The organism is Streptomyces sp. NPDC057099 (genome assembly GCF_042671245.1).
Classification (GTDB): Bacteria; Actinomycetota; Actinomycetes; order Streptomycetales; family Streptomycetaceae; genus Streptomyces; species Streptomyces purpurascens.
Genome location: NZ_JBHUTX010000015.1, coordinates 83,917 through 108,976 on the forward strand (window position 1 = coordinate 83,917; position 25,060 = coordinate 108,976).

The following is a 25,060-nucleotide window of genomic DNA, read 5'->3' on the forward strand; positions in this document are numbered from 1 at the left end:
ATGTTGTGGGCGCCTGTGTCAGCTTTTGCGGCGCCCTATCAAATGCGGCTTCGGCTCCAGCCCGTCCAGGCCGTGCCAGGCCAGGTTCACCAGGTGGGCGGCCACCTCGGCCTTCTTCGGCTTGCGGACGTCCAGCCACCACTGGCCGGTCAGGGCGACCATGCCGACCAGGGCCTGGGCGTACAGCGGGGCCAGCTTGGGGTCGAAGCCGCGGCTCTTGAACTCCTTGCCGAGGATGTCCTCGACCTGGGTGGCGATGTCCGAGATCAGGGAGGCGAAGGAGCCCGTCGACTGGGGGATGGGGGAGTCCCGGACCAGGATGCGGAAGCCGTCCGTGTACTCCTCGATGTAGTCGAGGAGGGCGAAGGCCGCCTGTTCGCAGAGTTCGCGAGGGTGACCGGCCGTGAGGGAACTCGTCACCATGTCCAGCAGGCACCGCATCTCGCGGTCCACGACCACCGCGTACAGCCCCTCCTTGCCGCCGAAGTGCTCGTACACCACCGGCTTGGAGACCCCGGCCTTCGCCGCGATCTCCTCCACCGAAGTGCCCTCGAACCCCTTCGCCGCGAAGAGCGTGCGACCGATCTCCAGCAGTTGTTGGCGGCGCTCGGCACCGGTCATCCGCGTGCGACGCGCTCGCCGCGGCTTGTCATTGCTGGGGGTGCTGCTCGAGTCGGTCGCCACAGCGACCATCATGCCGCCTCGACGGGCTCCTTCCCGCGCCGGGAGCCGCCTTCCCCGTCGTTACGGCGCGAATCGATACGCGAGCGTGACGGCCAGCGCACGTCGTACGCCCAGCCGGCCATCTCGAACCAGCGGATCAGCCGCGCGGAGGAATCCAGCTGGCCGCGCATCACCCCGTGCCGTGCCGAGGTGGGGTCGGCGTGGTGCAGGTTGTGCCAGGACTCGCCGCAGGACAGCACGGCCAGCCACCACACGTTGCCCGACCGGTCGCGCGACTTGAAGGGGCGCTTGCCGACCGCGTGGCAGATCGAGTTGATCGACCACGTCACGTGGTGCAGCAGGGCCACCCGGACGAGCGAACCCCAGAAGAACGCCGTGAAGGCGCCCCACCAGGACATCGTGACCAGGCCGCCGATCAGCGGCGGGAGCGCCAGCGACAGGGCCGTCCACAGGATGAACTGGCGGGAGATCGCGCGGAGCGTCTTGTCCTTGATCAGGTCCGGGGCGTACTTCTCCTGCGACGTCTGCTCTTCATCGAACAGCCATCCGATGTGCGCCCACCAGAGGCCCTTCATCAGGTCCGGGACGGTCTCGCCGAAACGCCACGGCGAGTGCGGGTCACCCTCCGCGTCGGAGAACTTGTGGTGCTTGCGGTGATCGGCCACCCAGCGGACCAGAGGACCCTCGACCGCCATCGAGCCCGCGATGGCCAGCGCGATCTTCAAGGGCCGCTTGGCCTTGAAGGAACCGTGCGTGAAGTGGCGGTGGAAGCCGATCGTGATGCCGTGGCACCCCAGGTAGTAGAAGAAGACCAGCAGACCGAGGTCCAGCCAGCTCACGCCCCGGCCCCACGCCAGCGGCACGGCCGCCAGCAGCGCGAGGAACGGAACGGCGATGAAGAGGAGGAGAGCGATCTGCTCGATGGACCGCTTCTGCTCGCCGCCCAGCGTGGCGGAGGGGGCTGCGGCGTCGGTGTCCTGACCGGGTGCCTCGTGGGCGTCCTCGATCACGTCGGAACTACTGGTCATACGCGTCCCCTGGGGGGTATGAGGAGGGAGAAGGGGTGCCGGGGCACGGGAACCCCGCAGGACTTCCTACGGTTCCGTAACCTACGGCATCGTAAGTATGGCAGTGCGCCGCCCGGCGGCAAGAGCCCGAGAGCCTGCGCGTCCCCGCCGACACCTATCCTGGAGTCGGTCGGACAGCGCGGTCCGCTCTGATTTCTTCCCGGATGTCCGTCCCGTATGCGGCGCACGCCGCGCGAGACGCCGTCCGGGTTCCCCTCCCAGACGAGCTTCAACACTGCAAGGAGCCGCACCTGTGAGCAGTGCCGACGACCAGACCACGACGACGAGCAGTGAGCTGCGTGCCGACATCCGCCGACTGGGTGACCTCCTCGGAGAGACCCTTGTCCGGCAGGAGGGCCCCGAGCTCCTGGACCTCGTCGAGAAGGTCCGCCGCCTCACCCGTGAGGACGGCGAGGCCGCCGCCGAGCTGCTACGCGGCACGGAACTGGAGACCGCGGCCAAGCTGGTCCGCGCCTTCTCCACCTATTTCCACCTGGCCAATGTGACCGAGCAGGTCCACCGCGGCCGCGAGCTGCGCGCCCGGCGCGCCGCCGAGGGCGGACTGCTCGCCCGTACGGCCGACCGGCTCAAGGACGCCGATCCCGAACACCTGCGCGAGACGGTTCGGAACCTCAATATTCGTCCCGTGTTCACGGCCCACCCGACCGAGGCAGCGCGCCGGTCGGTCCTGAACAAGCTCCGGCGCGTCGCCGCACTCCTCGACACCCCCGTCATCGAGTCCGACCGCCGCCGCCTCGACATCCGGCTGGCCGAGAACATCGACCTCGTCTGGCAGACCGACGAACTGCGCGTCGTCCGCCCCGAGCCCGCCGACGAGGCCCGCAACGCCATCTACTACCTGGACGAACTGCACGCCAACGCCGTCGGCGACGTCCTGGAGGACCTCACCGCCGAGCTGGAGCGCGCCGGGGTCAAGCTCCCCGACGACACCCGCCCGCTCACCTTCGGCACCTGGATCGGCGGCGACCGCGACGGCAACCCCAACGTCACCCCCCAGGTGACCTGGGACGTCCTCATCCTCCAGCATGAGCACGGCATCAACGACGCCCTCGAGACGATCGACGAGCTGCGCGGCTTCCTGTCCAACTCCATCCGCTACGCCGGCGCCACCGAGGAACTGCTGACCTCCCTCCAGACCGACCTGGACAACCTTCCCGAGATCAGCCCCCGCTACAAGCGCCTCAACGCCGAGGAGCCCTACCGGCTCAAGGCCACCTGCATCCGGCAGAAGCTGGAGAACACCAAGAAGCGCCTCGCCAAGGGCACCGCCCACGTCCCGGGCCGCGACTACCTCGGCACCAGCCAGCTCCTCGACGACCTGCGGATCATCCAGAGCTCCCTGCGCGAGCACCGCGGCGGCCTCTTCGCCGACGGCCGCCTCGCCCGCACCATCCGCACCCTGGCCGCCTTCGGCCTCCAGCTCGCCACCATGGACGTACGCGAACACGCGGACGCCCACCACCACGCCCTCGGCCAGCTCTTCGACCGGCTCGGCGAGGAGTCCTGGCGGTACGCGGACATGCCCCGCGACTACCGCGCCCGGCTGCTCGCCAAGGAACTGCGCTCCCGCCGCCCCCTCGCGCCCACCCCGGCGCCCGTGGACGCGCCCGGCGAGAAGACCCTCGGCGTCTTCCAGACCGTGAAGAAGGCCCTGGAGGTCTTCGGACCCGAGGTCATCGAGTCGTACATCATCTCCATGTGCCAGGGCGCCGACGACGTCTTCGCCGCCGCCGTCCTCGCCCGCGAGGCCGGACTCATCGACCTGCACGCAGGCTGGGCGAAGATCGGCATCGTGCCGCTGCTGGAGACGACGGACGAGCTCAAGGCCGCGGACACGATCCTGGAGGACATGCTCTCCGACCCGTCGTACCGCAGGCTCGTGGCGCTGCGGGGCGACGTCCAGGAGGTCATGCTCGGCTACTCCGACTCCTCCAAGTTCGGCGGCATCACCACCAGCCAGTGGGAGATCCACCGCGCCCAGCGGCGCCTGCGCGACGTCGCCCACCGCTACGGCGTCCGGCTCCGGCTCTTTCACGGCCGCGGCGGCACCGTCGGCCGCGGCGGCGGCCCCACCCACGACGCCATCCTCGCCCAGCCCTGGGGCACCCTGGAGGGCGAGATCAAGGTGACCGAGCAGGGCGAGGTCATCTCCGACAAGTACCTCATCCCGGCCCTGGCCAGGGAGAACCTCGAACTGAGCGTCGCGGCCACCCTGCAGGCATCCGCCCTGCACACCGCCCCCCGCCAGTCGGACGAGGCCCTGGCCCGCTGGGACGCCGCGATGGACGTCGTCTCCGAGGCCGCCGAGGGCGCCTACCGCAGGCTCGTCGAGGACCCCGACCTCCCGGCGTACTTCTTCGCCTCCACCCCGGTCGACCAGCTCGCCGACCTCCACCTCGGCTCCCGCCCCTCACGCCGCCCGGACACCGGCGCCGGCCTCGACGGGCTGCGGGCCATCCCGTGGGTGTTCGGCTGGACCCAGTCACGGCAGATCGTGCCCGGCTGGTTCGGTGTCGGCTCCGGTCTGAAGGCGCTGCGCGAGGCGGGCCTGGACACGGTCCTGGACGAGATGCACGGCCAGTGGCACTTCTTCCGCAACTTCATCTCCAACGTCGAGATGACCCTGGCCAAGACCGACCTGCGGATCGCCCAGCACTACGTCGACACCCTCGTCCCCGACGAGCTCAAGCACGTCTTCGACGCCATCAAGGCCGAGCACGAACTGACCGTGCGCGAGGTGCTGCGCGTGACCGGCGAAGAGGAACTCCTCGACGCCGCGCCCGTCCTCAAGCAGACCTTCGCCATCCGCGACGCCTACCTCGACCCGATCTCCTACCTCCAGGTCGCCCTGCTCAAGCGGCAGCGCGACGCGGTCGGCGCCGCCGAACAGCCCGACCCGCTGCTCTCCCGCGCCCTGCTCCTCACCGTCAACGGCGTGGCAGCCGGCCTGCGCAACACCGGCTGAGCCACAACACGACGAAGGTGCCCCCGGGTTCGTATCCGTACGAACCCGGGGGCACCTCTCGTATGCCTGACAGACCTCACACGGCGAAGAACGCCGCCGTCAGCAGCCCGAACCCCGACAGCGCCAGCACCCACGCCACCCGCGTCCGCAGCAGCCCGCCCGCCACCACGACCGACGCCAGCAACAGCGCACCGCCCAGCGGAATCCACGCGTACAGAATCCCCGCCGGGCCCGAACGGACCGCGTGGTCACTGCCGGGCTTCAGGACCACCGTGTAGGTCCGGCCCCGCTCCACAGCGACCGACTTCTCCAGCTCCACCTTCGCCCGCGGCTGCGCACCCTCCGACAACGGCGTGAACGAACCCGTGCACAGCTCCGGCCCGCACCGCGTCACATCGACCGTGCCGCGCTCCCGGCCCTTCGTCAGCATCACATGCTGCGCCGTACCCCATGACGCCCACACACCCGCGATCAGGATCAGCGCGGCGACCGTACCCATCGCCGCGAACCGACCGAGCCGCAGCACGGCATGAGAGCTCTGGCGAGAAGCGGTGGCAGTGGGGGGCATGGCCGGGATCATTGGCCATACCCGCACGACGGGTCAACTCCCCGGGGTGACAAGTCAGGAGTTGTACGTACTCTGCGCCCGCTCCAGCCCCTCGATCACCAGACACTCCACGGCGTCCGACGCACGGTCCACGAAGTAGTCCAGCTCCTTGCGCTCCGCCGACGAGAAGTCCTTCAGCACGAAGTCCGCCACCGGCATCCGCCCCGGCGGCCGCCCGATCCCGAACCGCACCCGGTGATAGTCCGCCGAGAACGCCTTCGTCATCGACTTCAGCCCGTTGTGGCCGTTGTCCCCGCCGCCCAGCTTCAGCCGCAACGTCCCGTAATCGATGTCCAACTCATCATGAATCGCCACCACATGGGCGACCGGCACCTTGTAGAAGTCCCGCAGCGCGTTCACCGGCCCGCCCGACAGATTCATGTACGACATCGGCTTCGCCAGAATCACCCGGCGGTTCGCCGGCCCGGGCGGCCCGATCCGCCCCTCGATCACCTGCGCCTGCGCCTTCCCCGCCCGCTTGAACCTCCCCCCGATGCGGTCCGCCAGCAGATCGGCCACCATGAAACCCACGTTGTGCCGGTTCCCCGCGTACTCCGGCCCCGGATTGCCCAGCCCCACGATCAGCCAGGGAGCGGCGGCATCGGTCGTCACGTCCATGTCTCCTTCATACGCGTCGGCCGCTGCTCCGCACGGGAACAGCGGCCGACGAAACGACGACGAAGAGGATCAGGCCTCGGCGGACTCTTCGCCCTCGGCCTCTTCACCCTCCGGGGCCTCCTCGGCCTGCGCGGCCAGGACCTGCAGGACGACGGTGTCCTCCTCGACGGCCAGCGTCGTGCCCTTCGGCAGCGTGATGTCCTTGGCGAGGATGGAGTCACCGGCGGACAGACCCTCGATGGAGACCGTCACGGACTCGGGGATGTGCGTGGCCTCGGCCTCGACCGGCAGCGCGTTCAGCACGTGCTCGAGCAGGAAGCCACCCGGGGCCAGCTCGCCCTCGGTGTGGACGTAGATGTCGACGTTGACCTGCTCGCCACGCTTGACCAGCAGCAGGTCGACGTGCTCCAGGAAGCCCTTCAGCGGGTCACGCTGCACGGCCTTCGGAATCGCCAGTTCCTTGGTCTTGCCGTCGATGTCCAGCGCGATCAGGACGTTCGGCGTACGCAGCGCCATCAGCAGGTCGTGGCCCGGCAGGGTCACGTGCAGCGGGTCCGAACCGTGCCCGTACAGGACACCCGGAACCTTGTCTTCACGACGGATACGGCGCGCGGCACCCTTGCCGAACTCGGTGCGCGTCGCGGCGGAGATCTTCACCTCGGACATAATCACTCCTCGAAGTCAGGTACGGACGTGGTCACCCGGCCACGAACGGCCTGCTACGAAGAGCGCGTCGATAACGGACCACCGATCCCACAACGGGAAACGGCCTCCCTCGCCGAGCAACTGCAGCAGTCTACTCGGCCAGGGAGGCCGCACCCAAAACGATCTACCAGGACTCCGGAAGAGCCCTCACTGCTCGTCGAACAGGCTCGTCACCGAACCGTCCTCGAACACCTCACGCACCGCGCTCGCGATCGTCGGCGCGATCGACAGCACCGAGATCTTGTCCAGGTCCCCGCTGAGCTCACCCGGCGTCGGCAGGGTGTTCGTGAACACGAACTCGCTCACCCGGGAGTTCTTCAGACGGTCGGCCGCCGGACCCGACAGCACACCGTGCGTCGCCGTCACGATCACGTCCTCCGCACCGTGCGCGAACAGCGCGTCGGCAGCGGCACAGATCGTCCCACCGGTGTCGATCATGTCGTCCACCAGGACACACACGCGACCCTTCACCTCACCCACGACCTCGTGGACGGTGACCTGGTTCGCGACGTCCTTGTCCCGACGCTTGTGCACGATCGCCAGCGGCGCGCCCAGCCGGTCGCACCAGCGGTCGGCGACCCGCACCCGGCCCGCGTCCGGGGAGACGACCGTCAGCTTCTCCCGGTCCACCTTCCGGCCCACGTAGTCCGCCAGCAGCGGCAGCGCGAACAGGTGGTCCACCGGACCGTCGAAGAAGCCCTGGATCTGGTCCGTGTGCAGATCGACGGTGAGGATGCGGTCAGCGCCCGCCGTCTTCATCATGTCCGCGATCAGACGTGCCGAGATCGGTTCACGTCCGCGGTGCTTCTTGTCCTGCCGCGCGTAACCGTAGAACGGCACGATGACCGTGATGGACCGGGCCGACGCGCGCTTCAGCGCGTCGATCATGATCAACTGCTCCATGATCCACTTGTTGATCGGAGCCGTGTGGCTCTGGATCAGGAAGCAGTCGGCGCCACGCGCCGACTCCTGGTAACGCACATAGATCTCACCGTTGGCGAAGTCGAAGGCCTTCGTCGGGACAACCCCGACACCCAGCTGGTGGGCGACCTCCTCGGCAAGCTCGGGGTGGGCGCGGCCGGAGAAGAACATCAACTTCTTCTCGCCGGTCGTCTTGATCCCGGTCACAGCACTGTCTCCTCAGAGGTGTCGCAGCTGGGGTTTCGATCTGGGGTCGAGGGACCTCTCAGCGGGCTCGCGAGAGGGCGTCTCAACTGGTGGGGGTGCGGGTGTGCACTTATCACCGTACGCCGTGTTTGAGGCACCGGTTTCCGGTCAGCCCTCGTCGGCCGACTCCCGGGAAGCCGCCTCCGCCGCCTTCGCGGCCGCGCTCCCCGGACGCTTGCGAGCCACCCAACCCTCGATATTCCGCTGTTGACCACGGGCCACGGCCAGCGAACCGGGCGGCACGTCCTTCGTGATCACGGATCCGGCGGCGGTGTAGGCACCGTCCCCCACCGTGACAGGCGCCACAAACATGTTGTCCGAGCCCGTACGGCAGTGAGAGCCGATGTTCGTGTGGTGCTTCTCCTGGCCGTCGTAGTTCACGAACACGCTCGCGGCGCCGATGTTCGACTGCTCACCGATCGTCGCGTCACCCACGTAGGAGAGGTGAGGCACCTTCGTCCCCTCCCCGATCGTGGCGTTCTTCGTCTCGACGTACGTACCGATCTTGCCCTTGGCACCCAGCCGGGTCCCCGGACGCAGATACGCGTACGGCCCCACGGACGCCGCGGCGCCGACCTCCGCGCTCACGGCCACGGTGTTGTCGACGCGGGCACCCGCCCCGACCCGGGTGTCGGTCAGCCGGGAGTTGGGCCCGACCTCCGCGCCCTCGCCGAGGTGCGTCGCGCCGTGCAACTGCGTGCCCGGGTGGACGACGGCGTCCTGCTCGAAGGTGACGGTGACGTCGATCCAGGTCGTCGCCGGGTCCACGACGGTCACGCCGGCGAGCATGGCCTCGGTCAGGAGCCGGTCGTTGAGGATCCGGCGGGCCTCGGAGAGCTGCACACGGTTGTTGATGCCGGCGATCTCCCGGTGGTCGCCGGCCACGGAGGCCCCGACCCGGTGCCCGGCCTCGCGCAGGATCCCGAGCACGTCGGTCAGGTACTCCTCGCCCTGGCTGTTGTCCGTACGCACCTTCTTCAGGGCGTCGGCGAGCAGGTGGCCGTCGAACGCGAACACACCCGAGTTGATCTCACGGATCGACCGCTGGGCGTCGGTGGCGTCCTTGTGCTCCACGATCGCGGTCACGGCGCCGGTGTCGTCGCGGACGATCCGGCCGTAGCCGGTCGCGTCCGGTACCTCGGCGGTCAGCACGGTCACCGCGTTGCCGTCGGCGGAGTGGGTGGCGGCGAGGGCGTCGAGGGTCGAGCCGGTGAGCAGGGGAGTGTCCCCGCACACGACGACAACGGTCCCGTCGACGGAGCCGCCGAGCGCTTCGAGTCCCATCCGTACGGCGTGCCCGGTGCCGTTCTGCTCCGCCTGTACGGCGGTGCGGACTGCGGGGGCGATCTCGCCGAGGTGGGCGGTGACCTTCTCACGGGCGTGGCCGACCACGACGACCAGGTTCTCGGGGTGCAGCTCGCCCGCGGCGGCCAGCACATGCCCGACGAGACTGCGACCGCAGAGCTCGTGCAGGACCTTGGGTGTGGCCGACTTCATACGGGTGCCCTCACCCGCTGCGAGAACGACGACGGCTGCCGGGCGGTTGGCGCTCACGGGATGCCCTTCGGCTGTGGATGGGGTGGGGTTTCATCCGCAGGATACCGGGGGGTTTTCTGGGGGACACGAGAGCGGGCCCTGACGTGGCTGTCGCCGACCAGGGCCCGAATGTGAGCGTGTGCTCCCCCGCCAGGACTCGAACCCGGACAGATGGCACCAAAAGCCACAGTGCTGCCAATTACACCACGGGGGAATAAACCCGAGCTGAACCGGACATTCCGTCAGGTCGCCGGGCGGCGCCTCCTACTATGCCGTACCGGGCGCCTTCCATGCGACGGTACAAGTCGGCGCTCTTGATCACGTGGACGATCGGGCAGCCGAGGTATGCCTCCGAGGTGGTGCCATACGCGGACCGTCCGGGCGGAATGAGGGCTTCCGGGGTCGAACGGTGAGCGATTCAGCAGTTCGAGGGATATCGGGTGGTATGGCGTCTGAACGGTCACGGAGTGTGGTGTAGGCCAGTCCGGGAAACTCACCGGAAAACCGGCGGCGGGCGCCTTTAGGCTGGAGGGCATGACCGCGACGGGGGAAGACCATGTGACGGCCCGGGGAGGGCCGTGGTGGTGGGCCAGGCGGCGCAGTGCCGTGTTCGATGTGAGTCTGGCCGTGGCGTCCGCACTGGAGTGCGGGTTCGAGGGCATCCCGTTCGCCAGGGATGCGGGGATCCCGGTGGCGGCGGGAGTGGTGTTCGGCCTGCTGGCCGGCTCCGTGCTGCTCGTGCGGCGGCGGTGGCCGATCGCGGTGGTGCTGGTGTCGATCGCCATCACGCCCGCCGAGATGGGCTTCCTGATGGGCATCGTCGGCCTGTACACGCTGGCCGCGTCCGAACTGCCCCGGCGGATCCTCGCCTCGCTGGCGGGGATGTCGCTGCTGGGGACGCTCATCGTGACGTTCGTGAAGACCCGGCAGGACATGTCGCGGGGGGACCTGGACATCGGGGACTGGTTCGTTCCCTTCGCCGCCATCACGATGTCCGTGGGGTTCACGGCGCCTCCCGTGCTGCTCGGGCTGTATGTGGGGGCCCGGCGGCGGCTGATGGAGAGCCTGCGGGAGCGGGCGGACAGTCTGGAGCGGGAGCTGCAGCTGCTCGCCGAGCGGGCGGAGGAGCGGGCCGAGTGGGCTCGGAACGAGGAGCGGACCCGGATCGCCCGGGAGATGCACGACGTGGTCGCGCACCGGGTGAGTCTGATGGTGGTGCACGCCGCGGCGCTGCAGGCGGTGGCGCGGAAGGACCCCGAGAAGGCCGTGCGGAACGCCGCGCTCGTGGGGGACATGGGGCGGCAGGCGCTGACCGAGTTGCGGGAGATGCTCGGGGTGCTGCGCAGTGGCGGGGACGAGCGGCGTGAGCGGGCGGCGTCGGTGCCGCTGGCGGCGGTGGGGGCGGCCGCGGCCGCGGCGGCCTCGCGGGCCGTCGACGACGAGGGGCCGTGCCTGGCGGAGATCGAGGAGCTGGTCGGGCAGTCGGCCGCCGCGGGGATGGTGGTGGATCTGTCCGTGGAGGGGGACGAGCGGTCGTACGCGCCGGAGGTCGAGCAGACGGCGTATCGCGTGGTGCAGGAGGCGTTGACGAACGTCCACAAGCACGCGGCCGGGGCGAAGACCTATGTGCGGCTGGCGCATCGGGTGTCGGAGATCGCGATGCAGGTGGAGAACGAGCCGGCCGAGGAGGCGGCGTCGTCGGCTCGGTTGCCGTCCGGGGGGAACGGGCTGGTGGGGATGAAGGAGCGGGTGTCCGCGCTGGGCGGGGTGTTCGTGTCGGGGCCGACGGACGCGGGGGGTTTCCGGGTGTCTGCGGTGATTCCGGCGTCGTAGGGCCCGGTGGGCGTCAGCTCGCTGTCAGGCGGGTCGGTTCCGTGCCGGCGATGAGGGTGGACAGGGCCTGGTCGATGTCCTGGCCGAGGTACCAGTCGCCGGTGTGGTCGAGGGTGTAGACGCGGCCGTCGGTGTCGATGGCGACGAGGGACCGGCTGTCGGTCTCGGCGCCGAGGGGACAGACCTCGGTGCCGAGGGCGCGGCCGAGATCGCCGAGGGTGCGGGCCATGTGGAGGCCGTGCAGCGGGTCGAGGTGCAGGGTGGCGGGGGCGACCTGGCGGCCGGGGCCCGTGGGGGCGATGTGGAGTCCGCCGAATTCGGCCCAGGCCTCGACGGCGGCGGGGAAGACGGAGTGCCGGTGGCCCGCGGGGGAGACGTGGTCGCGCAGGGCGTCGGCCCAGTACTCGGCCTGCTTGATGTCCCAGCGTCCGGGTTGCCAGCCGGCGGCGCGCAGGGCGGCGTCGACGGGTACGCCGAAGCGGGTGGATGAGGTGCGGTCGGTGTGCATCTGCCCGTCGTCTCGTCGAGGTCCTGGGAGTGGCGGGCGTGAGGTGCGCGCCGTGGTGCCGGGTGCTTCGGGGTGGGTCGGGGTGGCGTCAGCCGTTCTGGGTCGCCGGGTCGACTATGCGGACCCCGAAGTGGGCGCTGAGCGCGGTGCAGGCGCGACAGGGGGCGGCGAAGGTGCCGTGGAGGGGGTCGCCGTCCTCGCGGATGTGGCGGGCGGTGAGTTTGGCCTGCTTGAGGGCTTTGCGGGCCTCGCCGTTGGTCATGGGTTTTCGTGCGGCGCGTTTGCTGCGTGCGGTGTCGGCGGCGGCGATGTGCCGGGAGATGAGGATGGTCTCGGCGCAGCGGCCGGTGAAGCGGTCGCGCTGGGCGCTGGTGAGGGTGTCGAGGAAGTCCTGGACGAGGGGGTGCAGGGCGGGGGGTGTGTCGCCGCGGACGGCGGTGCCGGTGAGGGTGGCGCCGCGGACGGAGAGGGCGGCGGCGACGGTGGGGAGGATGCCGTCGCGGCGGTGGTGGAGGACGGGGGCGTGGGCCGCTTCGGTGGCGCTCCAGCCGATGCGGGGATCGCCGTTGCGGGGGTCGCCGGCCCTTGGGTCGCCGTTGCGAGGATCGGTGCCTCGTGGGTCGCCGTGCCGCGGGTCGCCGTGCCGGGGGTCGCCGTTTCGTGGGTCGGCGGACCTGCCGGTGTGTGGTCCCGTCTGTGTCGCGTTCATGATCGTCTACCCCTCCGTGCATCCCCCCGGGGGTCACAGACTGCCAAATGCCGTGGCTGGTGCGGAAGCTGGGGCGCGGCGACACGCCCGTTCCGGGGGCAGCCGTCACGATGGGGTGACGGCTGGTCACGGAAGCGGAGGGGGCGCCGACCGGTGCCGGTGACCGGTGTCGCCGTACCGCATAGGCTGTCGGCACCGCGGGCGATGCGGTGATCCGTTCGGAGATCGATGCAGTGAACCGGAGGGTGATCCGCGGGTCGGCGCGTGCAGTGACAGTCGATACGGGTCGTAGTGCGCCAAGGGTGGTCAATACGGTTCGTACAGAGTGCCGCAGGGGGCAACCGCCATGACGACAGGTCGGCTCGGGCAGCAAGCCGCGCCGCCGAACGCGGCCTACGCCGGGCAGGTCGTGCATTTCCCGGACCCGGTCCGGGCGGCCCGTCACCCGAGAGGGGTACGGGTCGACGAGCGTGGCTACCCCGACTTCTCGCCCTACGCGCGCGCGATCGCGGAGATCGCGGAGCCGCCGGAGGGTTTCGGCGTCGACGAGTTGCGGCTGACGGACTACGTGTCGGCGAACAGCGCGCTGTCGGCGTCCGGGCACGAGCTGTGGGACACGGTGCCGGCGGTGGCGACGCCGCACGGCTGGACCTGGCACCACGCGGTCGCCTCGCGGCGGCTGGAGCTGGTCCCGGTCGAGGTGAAGGCGCTGCTGCGGCATCACGGCGGCGTGTCCACGTCGGGTGTCGACCACGGCAAGCGGGGCACGCGGCCGCTCCAGGAGACGCGTCCGGCGCACTTCGGGCTGCCGAAGTCGGGTGTGGCCGTGACGGAGTCGCAGGTGCAGGGCGTCGAGGAGGAGCTCGGCTACCGGCTGCCGGGCGCGTACCGGTCGTTCCTGAAGGCGGCGGGCGGCTGCGCGCCGGTGGGTGCCGCGCTCGACGCGGAGCTGGGGCTGCTGGTCGACCAGCCGTTCTTCACGGTGCGGGACGAGGCCGCGGTCAATGACCTGGTGTACGTCAACAAGTGCCTGCGGGACCATCTGACCAAGGACTACCTGGGCGTCTCCTTCGTCCAGGGCGGGCTGCTCGCCGTGAAGGTGAAGGGCGAGCGGATCGGCTCCGTGTGGTTCTGCGCGTACGACGACGCGCGGGACGTGGATCCCTCGACGCCGCCGGCGGAGCGGGTGGAGCGGCTGCTGCTGCCGTGCGGGGACGACTTCGACGTCTTCCTGTCGCGGCTGGCCGGCAATCCGCCGGAGTTGGAGACGGTGGCGAACCTGATGGTGGACGGCGGGTTCGCGCGTGTGGTGCCGGTGGGTGCGGTGTCGTCCTCGGCTGTGGGGGAGTGACTTCGGCGATGGTGACCTTCGCTCAGGCGCAGGAGCGCGCGGAAGAGTGGATCAACGGCGACCTGCCGTCGTACCAGCATCGTGAGGTGCGGGTGCGGGAGTTCGACCTCGGGTTCGTGGTGTGGGCCGAGGACCGCGCGGACGGGCCCCGCTCGGACGGGGGCGCGCAGCGGCTGGTGATCGCCCGGGACAGTGGCGAGGCGACGCTGTGGCCCGGGTTGCCGGTGGGTGAGGTGATCCGCCGGTACGAGGAGGAGTACGGCCGTCCGGACGCGGTGGACGAGCCGGCGCCGGCGCCGCCCGCGCGGGTGGATCTGAACCAGACGTCCTTCCTGCTGACTCCGCCGGAGTGGTTGCAGGATGCGGCGGACAAGCTGGGGATTCCGGATCGGCGGAGCGCAGATCCGGCTGCTTCTGCTTCTGCTTCTGCATCTGCATCTGCATCTGCGTCTGCTTCCGGTTCCGCTTCGGCCGGTGATTCCGCTTCCGGGAGCGGGGCGTCGTGGCCGGCCGCCGGGGGGAGCGACTCGGACGCGTCCGGTGCTCCGGGTGGTCCGGTGGCTCCGGCCGCGCCTGCCGGGGCGACGCCCTGGGCCGGTACGGACACCAACGGCGACGGCGGTGACGACCGTTCCGTACCGCTGCCCGCGACGGTCTTCGCGCCGCCGCTGAGCGAGTCCGACGACAGCACGCCGCCGCCCGCGACGACATCCGACGCCAAGACGGCGCTGATCTCGGGCGGGAGCCGGCTTCCGCGGACGGCGGTCACGCCGGCGGTGGACGGGCCGGCGGTGGACGGGCCTCCTGCTGATGCGCCGAACGCGCAGGGTGCCGGGGCTCCGGCCGGTCCGGGGTACGGCTACCCGGGTGGGCCGGGTACGCCGCCCGGTGGGGTGCCGCAGGGGAGTACGCCTCCGCCCGCGCCGGTTGGGCAGCCGTACGGCTATCCGCAGCCGCCGGCCGGGCCGGGTGCGCCCGAGCGGCCGCTCGCGCCGAACGCCGGGGACATCGCCGACGCCGCGACCAGCAAGGCGACTCCGCCGCCGGGGCGTGGCCGGGGCACCGGTCCCACCACGCCGCCTCCGCCGGGCGCACCGGGTACGCCGGGTGCGAGGCCGGGCGATACGCCTCCGCCGTCGGGGCCCGGTGCGCCGGGGACTCCGGCGGGTGGGTATGTGCCGACGCAGATGGTGTCGGCGCTGGGTCCTGAGGGGCCCGGGGGCCCCGGTGGTCCCGGGGGTTCTTCGGGGGCCGGGGTTCCGACGGGCCCGGGTGCGCCGCTGCCTCCGCAGCAGCCGCCGGGTGCGCCCGGTGCTCCGCAGCCTCCTGGGGCTCCCGGTGGTACGCCCCCGGGTGGGGTCCACCATGCCGCCACGATGTTCGCCGATCCCGGTCGGCCGGGCCCGGGCGCGCCTCAGCCTCCGGGGCCTCCGGGTGCGCCGGGTGCGCCGGGTGCGCCTCAGCCTCCGGGACCGCCTGGTGTACCTGGTGTGCCCGGTCCCCCCCAGCCCCCGGGCGCTCCGAATGCGCCCGGCACCGGACCCGTGCACCATGCCGAGACCATGCTGGCCGCGCCGCCCCCGGCGGGCGGCCCCGGCGTGCCTCCGCCGCCGCAGGCGCCCGGCGCACCACCCGCCGCGCCGCCGATGCCGCCCGGCGCGATGCCGCCGCCCGGCCAGCCCGTCCCCGGGCCGCCGCCGGCGTACGGCTATCCGCAGCCGCCCGCCGGTCAGCCGACGGTCGGTCCCGGCTACCAGGCCGTGCTGCGCTACCGCGCGCAGGACGGTTCCGAGCAGCAGCTGATCCGGCGTTCGGCGCCGGGTACGCCGCACCCGGAGTGGCAGATCTTCCACGAGCTGCGGGCCATGAACGTGCCCCCGGACCAGGTGCTGGAGCTGCACACCGAGCTGGAGTCGTGCGAGCTGCCGGGTGCGTACTGCGCGCGGATGATCCGGGAGCAGTGGCCGCAGGCGCGGATCACGAGCATCGCGCCGTACGGCACGGACCACGCGAGCCGGCAGCAGGGCATGCAGCAGCTGCTGGCCCACCAGGGCGAGTTGCACCAGGTGGCGGACGGTCCGGCGCGTCCGGCTCCGGTGCGTGCTCCGCTGCCGCCGGTGCAGGCGGCGCCGCCGGTCCCGCCGGAGGCCGTCGCGCAGGAGCTGGGGGCCGCGTTCGGGCCGGGTGTGTTCCGGTTCGAGCAGGCCGCCGTGTCCCGCCAGGGGGTGCCGCCGATCGTGGCGCACACGCTGGTGGCGGCCGGTCTGCCGATGGACATGGGCCCGTTCTTCTGGGCGCAGGCGCAGCCGGGCCGGCCCGTTCCGACGCTGGCGGAGCTGGCGGCCGAGCGCGGGGTGCAGCCGGCCTCGGACGCGGGTTCCTATCTGGTGATGGGCAGCGACTTCGGCAAGGCGATCTGCGTGCAGTACGGCACGGCCAACATCGTCGCCGTGCCGGTGGAGGCGGGGCCGGGCGGGGCGCCCGTGCCGCCGCAGTTCGTGAACACCGGGCTGCCGGAGTTCGCGCGCTGCCTCGCGCTGCTCGGGCGGATGTGGCGGCTGCGGTTCGGGCTGAACCAGGAGCAGGCGGGCCGCTGGACCGTCGACTTCCAGGCCCAGCTGGCCGCGCTCGACCCGGCGGCGCTGGGGTCGCCGGAGAGCTGGTGGTCGGTGCTGCTGGAGCAGATGTGGGACGGACTGCTGTGACACGTAGCCGCCGCTGACGTGCGGTGGCAGAAGCCGGGCCCGGTCGTGCGACCGGGCCCGGCTTTTTCCTGCCGGGTTCGTGCCGGGCCGGCTGTCACATCTCCTCGCGCCGCTTCGTCAGTGCGGTGACAGCGACGCACCGCCGACACAGGAGGCAGAGATCATGCAGGCACGGATGACGAACCCGGCGTACGTCCTTCCCGGCGCGATGAAGGGCATCGGCACCCTCTTCCAGGCGATCGGGGAGGGCGGTCTGGGGCAGGAGCTGGCGGAGATGGTCGGGCTGCGCGCCAGTCAGATCAACGGCTGTGGCGCCTGCGTGCACGGGCACACCGTCAACCTCCGCAAGGCCGGGGTGAGCGAGGAGCGGATCAGTGCCGTGGCGGCCTGGCGTCACGCCCCCTTCTTCTCGGACGCCGAGCGGGCGGCGCTGAAGCTGACGGAGGCCGTCACGCGGCTCGCGGACCTCTCGGAGGAGTCGGTTCCGGACGCGCTGTGGGACGAGGTGGCCGATCACTTCGACGAGAAGGAGCTCTCCGGGCTGATTCTCACCGTCTCGCTCACGAACATGTTCAACCGCATCAACACGACCATCCAGGAGCCCGTCGGCACCACTTGGGGCTGACGGCCGTACGGTCCGGTCGTGGGCCCGTGACCTCTGTGCGGAGTGTCGCGTTATGAACACTTCTGCCTGATCCACCAAGATGTGCGCGAAATCATCCCGTTTCTTGTGCGGCTTCGCGTCGGTGAGGTGGAGAGGGGTTCCAGGATGAGCAGCGCGTCGGTGTCGCCGCACGGCTTCGTGGCCGGGCGGGGGCGCGGCTACCGTCCCGAGCAGGTGGACAGATACGCCGAGGCCGTCTCCCAGAATCGTGACGCGGCCTGGGAGCGGGCCGCCCGGCTGACGGTGCTGGCCCGGCAGATGGACGCGGAGCTCGCGCTGCTGCGGGAGACCGTGGCGGGGCTGGCCCCGCAAAACTACGAGTCCCTCGGCGAGGGGGCGCGGCGGCTCTTCGCGCTCGGCCAGGAGGAGGCCGAGGCCGTACGGGACAGGGCGCGGGAGGAGGCGCGGCGCCTCGTGGAGGAGGCGCGGGCTTCCGCGGCCGAGCTGTGCGAGTCCGCGCAGGCGGATGCCGACGCCGTACGCGCCGACGCCGATGAACGGGCCCGGCAGCGGCTGCTCGTGGCGAGTGCGGAGGCCGACGAGATCCGTGTCTCGGTCCGGTGCGGGGCGAAGGAACAGCGGGGTGAGGCGCTGGCCGCGCTGCGGGAGATGCGGCAGCGCTCCTCCGGGATGCTCGCCGAGCGGGACAAGGAGCGCGCCGAGCGGTGGGCGGAGGTGGAGCGGGAGGAGACCGACCGGGCGGAGGCGCTGGACGCGCGGCACGCGGAGGCGGTGGCGTTGGCCGAGCGGGCCCTGTCCGAGGCGGAGCAGGCCTTGGCCGACGCCGAGGAATCGGCCCGGGCCCGGCAGGAAGAGGCACAGGAGCGTGCCGGGGAACTGGTCGCCCAGGCCCGGGAACACGCGGACCGCGTCGAGGAGGAGACCGAGCGGCTCCTGCGCGCGCACGAGGAGCAGGGCGAGGACGTGCGGGCCCACATCGACCGTGTACACGCCAGCCTGGCGGCGTGGGCGGGCCCGGCGGCACCGACGGGGCCTGCGGGGGAGTGACACCGGCCGGCGTGCGGCACGGTCGCGGGTGGGTCGCGGGTGGGTGACGCCCCGGCCGCCGCTCGTTCGCGAGGCCGCCGGGGCGTCGTACCCGTGCCGTTCCGGTCAGCGGTTCCTTCGTACCGCGCCGGCGAGGATCCAGCCCTCCACCGCCTCGTACTGGTGGCGTTGTTCCTCCGACTTGCGGCGGCCGGAGGCCACCGTGCCCAGCCAGCCGCAGGCGAAGCCCAGGGGTATGGAGAACAAGCCCGTCGTGGTGAACGGCAACCAGTTGAAGTCGGCGTCGGGGAAGGCCGACACGGGCGAGCCGGAGACCAGGTTGGTGCCCGGCATCAGCAGCAGGACGGCCAGCGAGCCGCCGATGAGGGTGCTGAGCAGGCCCGTCCGGGTGTAGCGGCGCCAGAAGAGGCTGTAGACCAGCGCGGGCGCGATGGCCGAGGCGCCCAGGCAGAACGACAGCGTCACCAGGGGCTGCAGGCTGCGGTGCTGGACGAGCGTGGCCAGCAGGATCGCCGGGATGCCCACCCCCAGCGCCGAGAGCCGGGCCAGTGTCATCTCGCGGCGCGGTGACATCTCCTGCACCCGGGCCGCGAACACGTCGTGCGCGAGGGAGTTGGCGCAGGCGAGGATCATGCCGGCGACGGAGGCGAGCAGGGTGAGGAAGACGGCCGTGGTGACGGTCGTGAACAGGAACGTCTCCGCCGTCGACACCTCCGCGCCGAACGCCGCCTGCGAGCCCAGCAGATAGGCCGTGTTGCCCTGCGGGTCGACCTGTGCGATCGCCGCCCGGCCGACCAGCGCGGTCGCGCCGAAGCCGATGACCGTGATGACGAGCACGAACAGGGTCACGCCCGACACCGCCCAGGACATCGACCGCCGCACCTGCCGGGCGCTGGAGGCGGTGTACATGCGCATGGTGACGTGCGGCAGGACGCCACCGCCGAGGACCACCGTCAGTTGCGAGGTGATCATGTCCAGGCCGGGGCTGGTGCCGCCCGCGAACTGCAGGCCGGACGAGAGGAACGCCGAGCCGACGCCGCTGTTGTCGGCGGCCGCGCCGAACAGGGCCCCCGGGTCCCAGTCGAACCGGTGCAGGATCAGCAGCGCGACCACCATGCCCGAACCGAGCAGCATCACGATCTTGAGGATCTGGATGAGGGCGGTGCCCTTCATGCCGCCGATCGCCGCGTAACTGATCATCAGCGCGCCGACGCCGATGATGCAGCCCGTCTGCATCGACTCGCCGGAGAAGCCGAGGATGAACGCCATCAGCTGCCCGGTCCCGGCCAGCTGCACCAGCATCAGCGGCAGCAGCGCCGCCAGCGTCACCGCGCAGGCCGCGATCCGCACACCGCGTCCTGGCATCCGGCGGGTCAGCGCGTCGCCCATGGTGAACCGGCCCGCGTTGCGCAGCGGTTCCGCCAGCAGGAACATCAGCAGCATCAGCGACAGGGCGGTGCTCAGGGCCAGTACGGTGCCGTCGTAGCCGAAGAGGGCGATCACGCCGCCGGTGCCGAGGACGGTCGCGGCGGAGATGTAGTCGCCGGCGATCGCCAGGCCGTTGCGCATGGGGGACAGGGAGCTGTAGCCGGTGTAGAACTCGTCCAGGTCGTCCCGGTCCGGGCCCGTCATCACACACAGCAGCAGGGTGATCGTGGCCACCGAGGTGAAGCCCACCAGGGACATCGCCTGGGCGTTGCCGCTGAACTCGCTGATCACCGTGCACTCTCCCGCTTGGCGTCCAGCTCGGCCTGCTTGCGTATCCGGTCCGCGATCGGGTCGACGCGACGCCGGGCCGTCTGCTCGTACAGGGCGATGGCCAGCCATGTCACGGGGACCTGGATGAGCGCGAGCAGCAGGCCGGTGGGCAGGCCGTCGGTGACGGTGCTCGTCATGAACGACGGTGCGAACGCCGACAGGATCAGGAACAGGGTGAAGTAGCCGAGCGCCGTGAGCGTGGCCACGCGCCGCTGCCAGCGGTAGGCGCTGCGCAGGACCCGCAGGTCGCTGTGGTGCCCGAGCGCGGTGTGGCGTTGGGGGCGCCGCTCCGGGGGTTCGGGCTGCTGCTGAGGCTGCCAGGGGTAGGTGTCGTAGGAGGGCGAGGAATCGGGTGGTGGGTACGGATAGGACGGTGACGGGTCGAAGGACATCCCGTACTCCTTGCGAGGTTGGAACCGGTGCGGCGGACCGCAGGGAGGTGGGGGGCGGGAGCCACGCACGTTACTTCGCAGTACCCGGGCAGCGCGAGGGTTTCGCCAAACTGATCAGTCGGTATGCGCTTACCTTTCCGACCTCGGGCGTTACCCCCGTTGACCCAGGTTTTTCAGCCTGCTCAGCGGGCTGCTCGAGATGGATCAGCGCCACGGACGCCGGCACCTCGGAGTGATCGTCCAACGTCGCGCCGAACGCCAGCCGACGGTCGGTCCGGCGCGGAACCGAACTCTCCGCGCGGACCGTGAAGTTGACCCCGGTCCGCCCTCCGGCCGGGACGCGTATACGGGTCGTCTCCCGGCCCTGTTCCGCCCGCACGGTCCATCCACTGCCCACCGGCTGTGCCGCGACGGTCACCTGGCGTGCGGTGTCGCCGAAGTTGTAGACGTCGAGGGTCATCCGCGTACGGCGGCCGAGGCGGTAGCCGTGCGGCGGCGGCGCGTCCCCGTCGTCCTTGCCGGGGGCGGCGTCGCGGGCGGAGAAGCGCTGGGCGAGGACGATGTGTTCGGCGGGGGAGAGACGGGTTCTCGGGCCGGTGGTCGCCGGCGGGGCGGGCGGGTCCGCGGGGGCGACGATGTACAGCGGATCGCGTGAGGCGGTCTCCGGCCGGCCGGTGGGAAGGCGGCGGCCCATCATGTCGTAGGCCGTGCCCGTCACATACCGGTCCAGGCGCACGGGCCGCTCCGCCCACACCACCCTGACCCGCTCGCCGCGCCCGCTGTCGAAGGCGTAGCCCCGCACCCCGTCCGGCAGCCGGGGCACAGGGCCGGTGAAGTGCGCGGCGCCGAGCAGCGAGGTGAGGGCCGCGAACGCGCTGTAGGCGGGCAGGGGCCGGAAGTCGCGGTCGAGCAGGCCGAAGTAGACGCCGTCGTCGTGCAGCGGCGGGCCGGCGAACCAGAACTGCCGGTCGTTCCCCGCCGCCAGGCCCCCCACCGTCGAGCGCACCACGTACCGGGCCTGCGCGATCTCCTGCCCGGGCGTCAGGTCCTCGCCCGGCCGCGCCCTCTGGAACGCGCCGCACTCCGTCATCCACAGCGGTACGTCCGCCTGGTGCCGGCGTGCCAGTTCGTGCTGTTCGTCCGCGGCGCCCGGGAAGCTCGGTTCGCCCGGTTCGGTGGGGTCCGGGTAGCCGTGGAAGGCCCAGACGTCGGCGTACCGCACCACGTCGTTGGCGAGCATCAGGTCCTGGAAGGGGCCGGTCTGCGCGATGCCCGGCAGGACGACCAGGCAGGGCTTCGGCGCCGCGTCCTTGATGCCGAGCGCGGCGGCCTTCACGAACGCGGCATGGGCGTCGCCGGTGCTGCGGGTGGTGTCGACGTCGGGTTCGTTCGACAGCTGGAGGGCCTCGGGGGCGGCAGCGGCCAGACGGCGGGCGTAGCGGTAGGCATGCCTGAGGTCCGCCGGGAGCGGCAGCGACGCCTCGGTCATGGCCCACTCGGGGGCGGGGGAGAGCACGTCGAGGACGGCCAGGCCGTGAGCGCGCAGGGTGCGGGTGCGGCGGTCGTGCTGTGCCGTGTCGTAGCCGCCGGGCGCCGGTTCGGCCGCGGGCCAGGACTGGCCGTCCCGTACCCAGCCGGCTCCCATGTCCCGCAGGGCGGCGGCGAAGTCCGCGAGCCGGGACGGCGGGACGAGGGACGACGCCCAGACGTTCACGCCGAAGCGGCTGGCGGGGCCGGTGACGGCGGGCCGGGCCGGCAGACGCGCGAACCGGCCCGTCACGCCGTGCGCCCTCAAGCCGTCCGCCCTCACGACGTAGTGCCCCGGCGGCAGATCGGGGAGCGTGACCGTCGCGCTCGCGTCACCGGCGGCGATGGCGGCCTGGCCGGTGGCGACTCGGCGGCCGTGGTGGTCGCTGACGGCGTACCGCACGCCGTACGCGTGCGTGGCGTGCCCGTCGAGGGCCAGGCACAGCCGGGCCGGTTCACCCACGCGGTGCCGGGGAACCGACAGTTCGCGCAGGGCCGGGTGCCCCTCCAGGCGGCGCAGGGTGAAGCGGTCCAGGGTCAGGACGTACGCGGTCGTGTCGTCGACGACGGTCGGTTCGCTGACGCGGAAGGTGAGGGTGTCGGTGCCGCCCCGCAGTTCGACCACGCCCAGGTCCAGGACGGACAGGTCGCCCCAGGCCGCCGGTGACTCGTACCAGTGCGGCTGCGAGCGGGCGATCTCGGTGAACGGGCCGTCGTTCACGGACAGATGCGGGTAGGAGGCGACGGCTTCCGTGTGCGGCGTCTCGACCGGTGCCGTGGCCACGGCGGTCAGCGCGTAGACCCCGGCCCGCGGGACGTGCACGCAGCCGGTCCTGGCCGGGGGTTTCTCGGCCGTCCGTAACCCCAGATATCGCCCTCCGGAGGCCCTGCGGTCCCGGCGGACGGGGATGTTCGTCCGCACCGCGGCCTCGCCCTGCACCGTCACCGTCGTGGGCGTGGCCGCCGAGGCCGTGGCACCGCTCGCCGCCACCACCGCTCCGAGTCCCGCCGCCATCGCCGTACGCCTGTTGAAGTCCATGCCACCAGCAGACACGCACCGCCCACCGCCGCGCGTCACCCGCAAGAGTGCCCGGCCCCGGAAACGGGTCGGGGTCGCGCCCTAGGGGCCGTCGGGGGTGGTGCCGAGGTGCCGGAGTGCGTAGCGGACTCCCGGGCGGCCACCGACGGTTGCCTCCTCCACCCGCGTGAATCCGTTGCGGGCCAGGACCCTCATGGAGGCCGGGTTGTCCAGTGTCGTGCGCGCGGTGAGGGACGTCAGCCCGTAGTCGGTGGCGGCCAGCCGGCACACCTGCGCGACGGCCGCCGTCGCCACGCCCCGGCCCGCCGCCTGTTCGCCGATGCGGTAGCCGAGTTCGGCGCTGCCGTCCGCCACGTCGATCAGGTTCACCCGGCCGATCAGGTTCCCCTCCTCCCCGAGGACGACATGGAAGCGGCACACGCGCGCGTGCTGCTCCGCCAGGAGTGAGCGGTGGCGCTCGGCGAACCCCGTGGGCGTGAAGAAGACGTCCCCGCGGTCCGGCACCGTACGGGCGAAGTACGCGCGGTTCTCCCGCTCGAAGGCCAGCAGCGCGTCCGCGTGATCGGCCCGGAGCGGTTCCAAGGTCAGCATGGGCGGGAGGATACGGACGCTCAGTCCCCCAGCACCGGGAATTTCCGGGGCGCGAGGAACAGCAGCACCAGGAACGCCAGCGCCGCCGCGCCCGAGGCGCCCAGGTAGACGGCGTGCACCGCGTCGGCGATCGCCCGCCGGGTCGCCTCGGGCGCGCTGCCCGAGTCCAGCGCCCGGGTCACCGAGTCGAGGTCGCTCGCCCCGCCGAGCCTCGCGGCCAGCACCCCGTTGGCGACCGCGCCGAAGAGAGCCGCGCCGATCGTCTGGCCGGTCTGGCGGCAGAACAGCACGGACGCGGTCGTCGTACCGCGCTCGGCCCAGCCCACCGTCGACTGCACCCCGACGATGAGCGGCAACTGGAACAGGCCCAACGCGGCGCCGAGCAGCAGCATCAGCAGCGTCGGCTGCCAGGCCTGCCCCGGGTAGGGGAGGAAGGGGAACGCGAACAGGATCAGCGCCGCCGCGCCGATGCCCAGCATCGCGGTGTTGCGGAAGCCGATCCTGCGGTACACGTGCTGGCTCAGGGCCGCCGATATGGGCCAGCTCAACGTCCATACGGAGAGCACGAATCCGGCGGCCACGGGCGCCAGACCCAGCACGCCCTGGGCGTAGGTGGGCAGGAACACCGTCGGAGCGACCATCAGCAGGCCCAGCGCGCCCAGGGCCAGATTGACCGCGGCGATCGTGCGGCGCCGCCACACCCAGCCGGGGATGATCGGCTCGGCCGCCCGCCGCTCCACCAGCACCACCACCGCGACCAGGGCGAGTCCCGTACCGAACAGGGCGAGCGAGGGCGCCGACAGCCACGGCCACGCCACCCCGCCCTGCACCAGGGCCGCGAGCAGGACACCGCCGCAGGCGAACACCGCGAGCGCGCCCGCCCAGTCCACGCGCGTGCGCGCACGGGTTTCCCGCTCCGGCTCGTGCAGATGACGCACGATCAGCCACAACGCGACCGCGCCGATCGGCAGGTTGACCAGGAAGATCCACCGCCAGTCCGCGTACGCGGCGAGCACCCCGCCGAGCCCCGGCCCGGCGACCGCGGACACCGCCCACACCGTGGAGAGCTTCGACTGGATCTTGGGGCGGTCCTTCAGGGGGTACAGGTCGGCGGCGAGCGTCTGCACCGTGCCCTGGAGGGCGCCGCCGCCCAGGCCCTGCACGACACGGAAGGCGATGAGCGCCTCCATGTTCCAGGCCAGCGCGCACAGCAGGGAGCCGAGGAGGAAGACCACCGAGCCCACGACGAGGACCGGCTTGCGGCCGAAGGTGTCGGAGAGCTTGCCGTAGACGGGCAGGGTGACGGTCACGGCCAGCAGATAGCCGGAGAACAGCCAGGAGAAGACGGAGAATCCGCCGAGGTCCCCGACGATCTGCGGCACGGCGGTCGAGACGATGGTGGAGTCGAGCGCCGCCAGCGCCATCGAGAGCATCAACGCGGCGACGACGGCTCCGCGTCGGCCGGCCGACGCGGGACGTGCTGCCTCACGTGCCGCGGAACTGGTGCTTCCCACCCCGGGTGCCTTCCCCTCGCGCCTGCCTGCCCCTTGCACCTATTTACCGAAGGACAGCTTCCCACTTGGCCCGCCCGTCGCCCGACCGCCA

Annotated in this window: 20 protein-coding genes and 1 tRNA gene; 6 read left to right on the forward strand and 15 right to left on the reverse strand. The window is 71.6% G+C overall.

Features of this window, described 5'->3' with window-relative positions; translation table 11 throughout:
- Nucleotides 1-18 precede the first annotated feature (18 nt).
- Both ACFT4A_RS20695 and ACFT4A_RS20700 read right to left on the reverse strand, forming a co-directional pair.
- The gene (locus ACFT4A_RS20695) at nt 19-696 is read right to left on the reverse strand and encodes a TetR/AcrR family transcriptional regulator (RefSeq protein ID WP_382832215.1); all 678 of its coding nucleotides are present in this window, start codon (nt 694-696) and stop codon (nt 19-21) included.
- On the reverse strand, nt 693-1,712 hold the full coding sequence (locus tag ACFT4A_RS20700) for an acyl-CoA desaturase (protein ID WP_382832216.1): 1,020 nt from the start codon (nt 1,710-1,712) through the stop codon (nt 693-695). The genes ACFT4A_RS20695 and ACFT4A_RS20700 overlap by 4 nt, the downstream gene beginning before the upstream one ends.
- A 292-nt stretch (nt 1,713-2,004) precedes the next feature.
- On the opposite strand from ACFT4A_RS20700, the gene ppc reads away from it, so the two are divergent.
- The gene (ppc, locus tag ACFT4A_RS20705; protein WP_382832218.1) at nt 2,005-4,737 is read left to right on the forward strand and encodes a phosphoenolpyruvate carboxylase; all 2,733 of its coding nucleotides are present in this window, start codon (nt 2,005-2,007) and stop codon (nt 4,735-4,737) included.
- A 76-nt stretch (nt 4,738-4,813) separates the two neighbouring features.
- On the opposite strand, the gene ACFT4A_RS20710 is transcribed toward ppc, so the two are convergent.
- The 6 genes from ACFT4A_RS20710 to ACFT4A_RS20735 all read right to left on the reverse strand — a co-directional run bounded on the left by ACFT4A_RS20710 (nt 4,814) and on the right by ACFT4A_RS20735 (nt 9,584).
- Complete coding sequence (locus tag ACFT4A_RS20710; protein WP_382832333.1) at nt 4,814-5,317, reverse strand: hypothetical protein; 504 nt, start codon at nt 5,315-5,317, stop codon at nt 4,814-4,816.
- Nucleotides 5,318-5,359: 42 nt separating this feature from the next.
- Nucleotides 5,360-5,962 (reverse strand): aminoacyl-tRNA hydrolase, encoded by a 603-nt coding sequence (gene pth / locus ACFT4A_RS20715; RefSeq protein WP_382832220.1) that lies wholly within the window; start codon nt 5,960-5,962, stop codon nt 5,360-5,362.
- Nucleotides 5,963-6,031: 69 nt separating this feature from the next.
- Complete coding sequence (locus ACFT4A_RS20720; protein WP_382832221.1) at nt 6,032-6,628, reverse strand: 50S ribosomal protein L25/general stress protein Ctc; 597 nt, start codon at nt 6,626-6,628, stop codon at nt 6,032-6,034.
- A gap of 186 nt (nt 6,629-6,814) precedes the next feature.
- Nucleotides 6,815-7,795, reverse strand: coding sequence for a ribose-phosphate diphosphokinase (locus ACFT4A_RS20725; RefSeq protein ID WP_215120928.1), 981 nt, complete (start codon nt 7,793-7,795; stop codon nt 6,815-6,817).
- Nucleotides 7,796-7,942: 147 nt separating this feature from the next.
- Nucleotides 7,943-9,388, reverse strand: coding sequence for a bifunctional UDP-N-acetylglucosamine diphosphorylase/glucosamine-1-phosphate N-acetyltransferase GlmU (gene glmU / locus ACFT4A_RS20730; protein WP_382832223.1), 1,446 nt, complete (start codon nt 9,386-9,388; stop codon nt 7,943-7,945).
- A 124-nt stretch (nt 9,389-9,512) separates the two neighbouring features.
- Nucleotides 9,513-9,584, reverse strand: a tRNA-Gln gene (locus ACFT4A_RS20735).
- Between the two features lie 320 nt (nt 9,585-9,904).
- Here ACFT4A_RS20735 and ACFT4A_RS20740 point away from each other — a divergent pair.
- The gene (locus ACFT4A_RS20740; protein WP_382832225.1) at nt 9,905-11,203 is read left to right on the forward strand and encodes a sensor histidine kinase; all 1,299 of its coding nucleotides are present in this window, start codon (nt 9,905-9,907) and stop codon (nt 11,201-11,203) included.
- Between the two features lie 13 nt (nt 11,204-11,216).
- Here ACFT4A_RS20740 and ACFT4A_RS20745 read toward each other — a convergent pair whose 3' ends face one another.
- Nucleotides 11,217-11,711 (reverse strand): SUKH-3 domain-containing protein, encoded by a 495-nt coding sequence (locus ACFT4A_RS20745; RefSeq protein WP_382832226.1) that lies wholly within the window; start codon nt 11,709-11,711, stop codon nt 11,217-11,219.
- Between the two features lie 88 nt (nt 11,712-11,799).
- Entirely contained in the window at nt 11,800-12,420 is a 621-nt protein-coding gene (locus ACFT4A_RS20750) for a YwqJ-related putative deaminase (RefSeq protein WP_382832228.1), read from the reverse strand.
- A gap of 346 nt (nt 12,421-12,766) precedes the next feature.
- Between ACFT4A_RS20750 and ACFT4A_RS20755 the strand changes: the two genes are divergently transcribed.
- The 4 genes from ACFT4A_RS20755 (at nt 12,767) to ACFT4A_RS20770 (ending at nt 18,148) form a co-directional block, all read left to right on the forward strand.
- Complete coding sequence (locus tag ACFT4A_RS20755; RefSeq protein ID WP_382832230.1) at nt 12,767-13,771, forward strand: SMI1/KNR4 family protein; 1,005 nt, start codon at nt 12,767-12,769, stop codon at nt 13,769-13,771.
- Nucleotides 13,772-13,779: 8 nt separating this feature from the next.
- On the forward strand, nt 13,780-16,476 hold the full coding sequence (locus tag ACFT4A_RS20760; protein WP_382832232.1) for an SUKH-4 family immunity protein: 2,697 nt from the start codon (nt 13,780-13,782) through the stop codon (nt 16,474-16,476).
- 163 nt (nt 16,477-16,639) lie between these two features.
- On the forward strand, nt 16,640-17,101 hold the full coding sequence (locus ACFT4A_RS20765; protein WP_382832233.1) for a carboxymuconolactone decarboxylase family protein: 462 nt from the start codon (nt 16,640-16,642) through the stop codon (nt 17,099-17,101).
- A gap of 144 nt (nt 17,102-17,245) precedes the next feature.
- Nucleotides 17,246-18,148, forward strand: a complete 903-nt coding sequence (locus tag ACFT4A_RS20770; protein WP_382832235.1) for a cellulose-binding protein — start codon at nt 17,246-17,248, stop codon at nt 18,146-18,148.
- A gap of 105 nt (nt 18,149-18,253) precedes the next feature.
- On the opposite strand, the gene ACFT4A_RS20775 is transcribed toward ACFT4A_RS20770, so the two are convergent.
- The 5 genes from ACFT4A_RS20775 to ACFT4A_RS20795 form a co-directional block, all read right to left on the reverse strand.
- Entirely contained in the window at nt 18,254-19,867 is a 1,614-nt protein-coding gene (locus tag ACFT4A_RS20775) for a cation acetate symporter (RefSeq protein ID WP_382832237.1), read from the reverse strand.
- Nucleotides 19,864-20,298, reverse strand: coding sequence for a DUF485 domain-containing protein (locus ACFT4A_RS20780; protein WP_382832239.1), 435 nt, complete (start codon nt 20,296-20,298; stop codon nt 19,864-19,866). The genes ACFT4A_RS20775 and ACFT4A_RS20780 overlap by 4 nt, the downstream gene beginning before the upstream one ends.
- 70 nt (nt 20,299-20,368) lie before the next feature.
- Entirely contained in the window at nt 20,369-22,864 is a 2,496-nt protein-coding gene (locus ACFT4A_RS20785; protein ID WP_382832241.1) for a hypothetical protein, read from the reverse strand.
- Between the two features lie 81 nt (nt 22,865-22,945).
- The gene (locus tag ACFT4A_RS20790; RefSeq protein ID WP_382832243.1) at nt 22,946-23,455 is read right to left on the reverse strand and encodes a GNAT family N-acetyltransferase; all 510 of its coding nucleotides are present in this window, start codon (nt 23,453-23,455) and stop codon (nt 22,946-22,948) included.
- A gap of 20 nt (nt 23,456-23,475) precedes the next feature.
- Entirely contained in the window at nt 23,476-24,969 is a 1,494-nt protein-coding gene (locus ACFT4A_RS20795) for an MFS transporter (protein ID WP_382832245.1), read from the reverse strand.
- Nucleotides 24,970-25,060 lie beyond the last annotated feature (91 nt).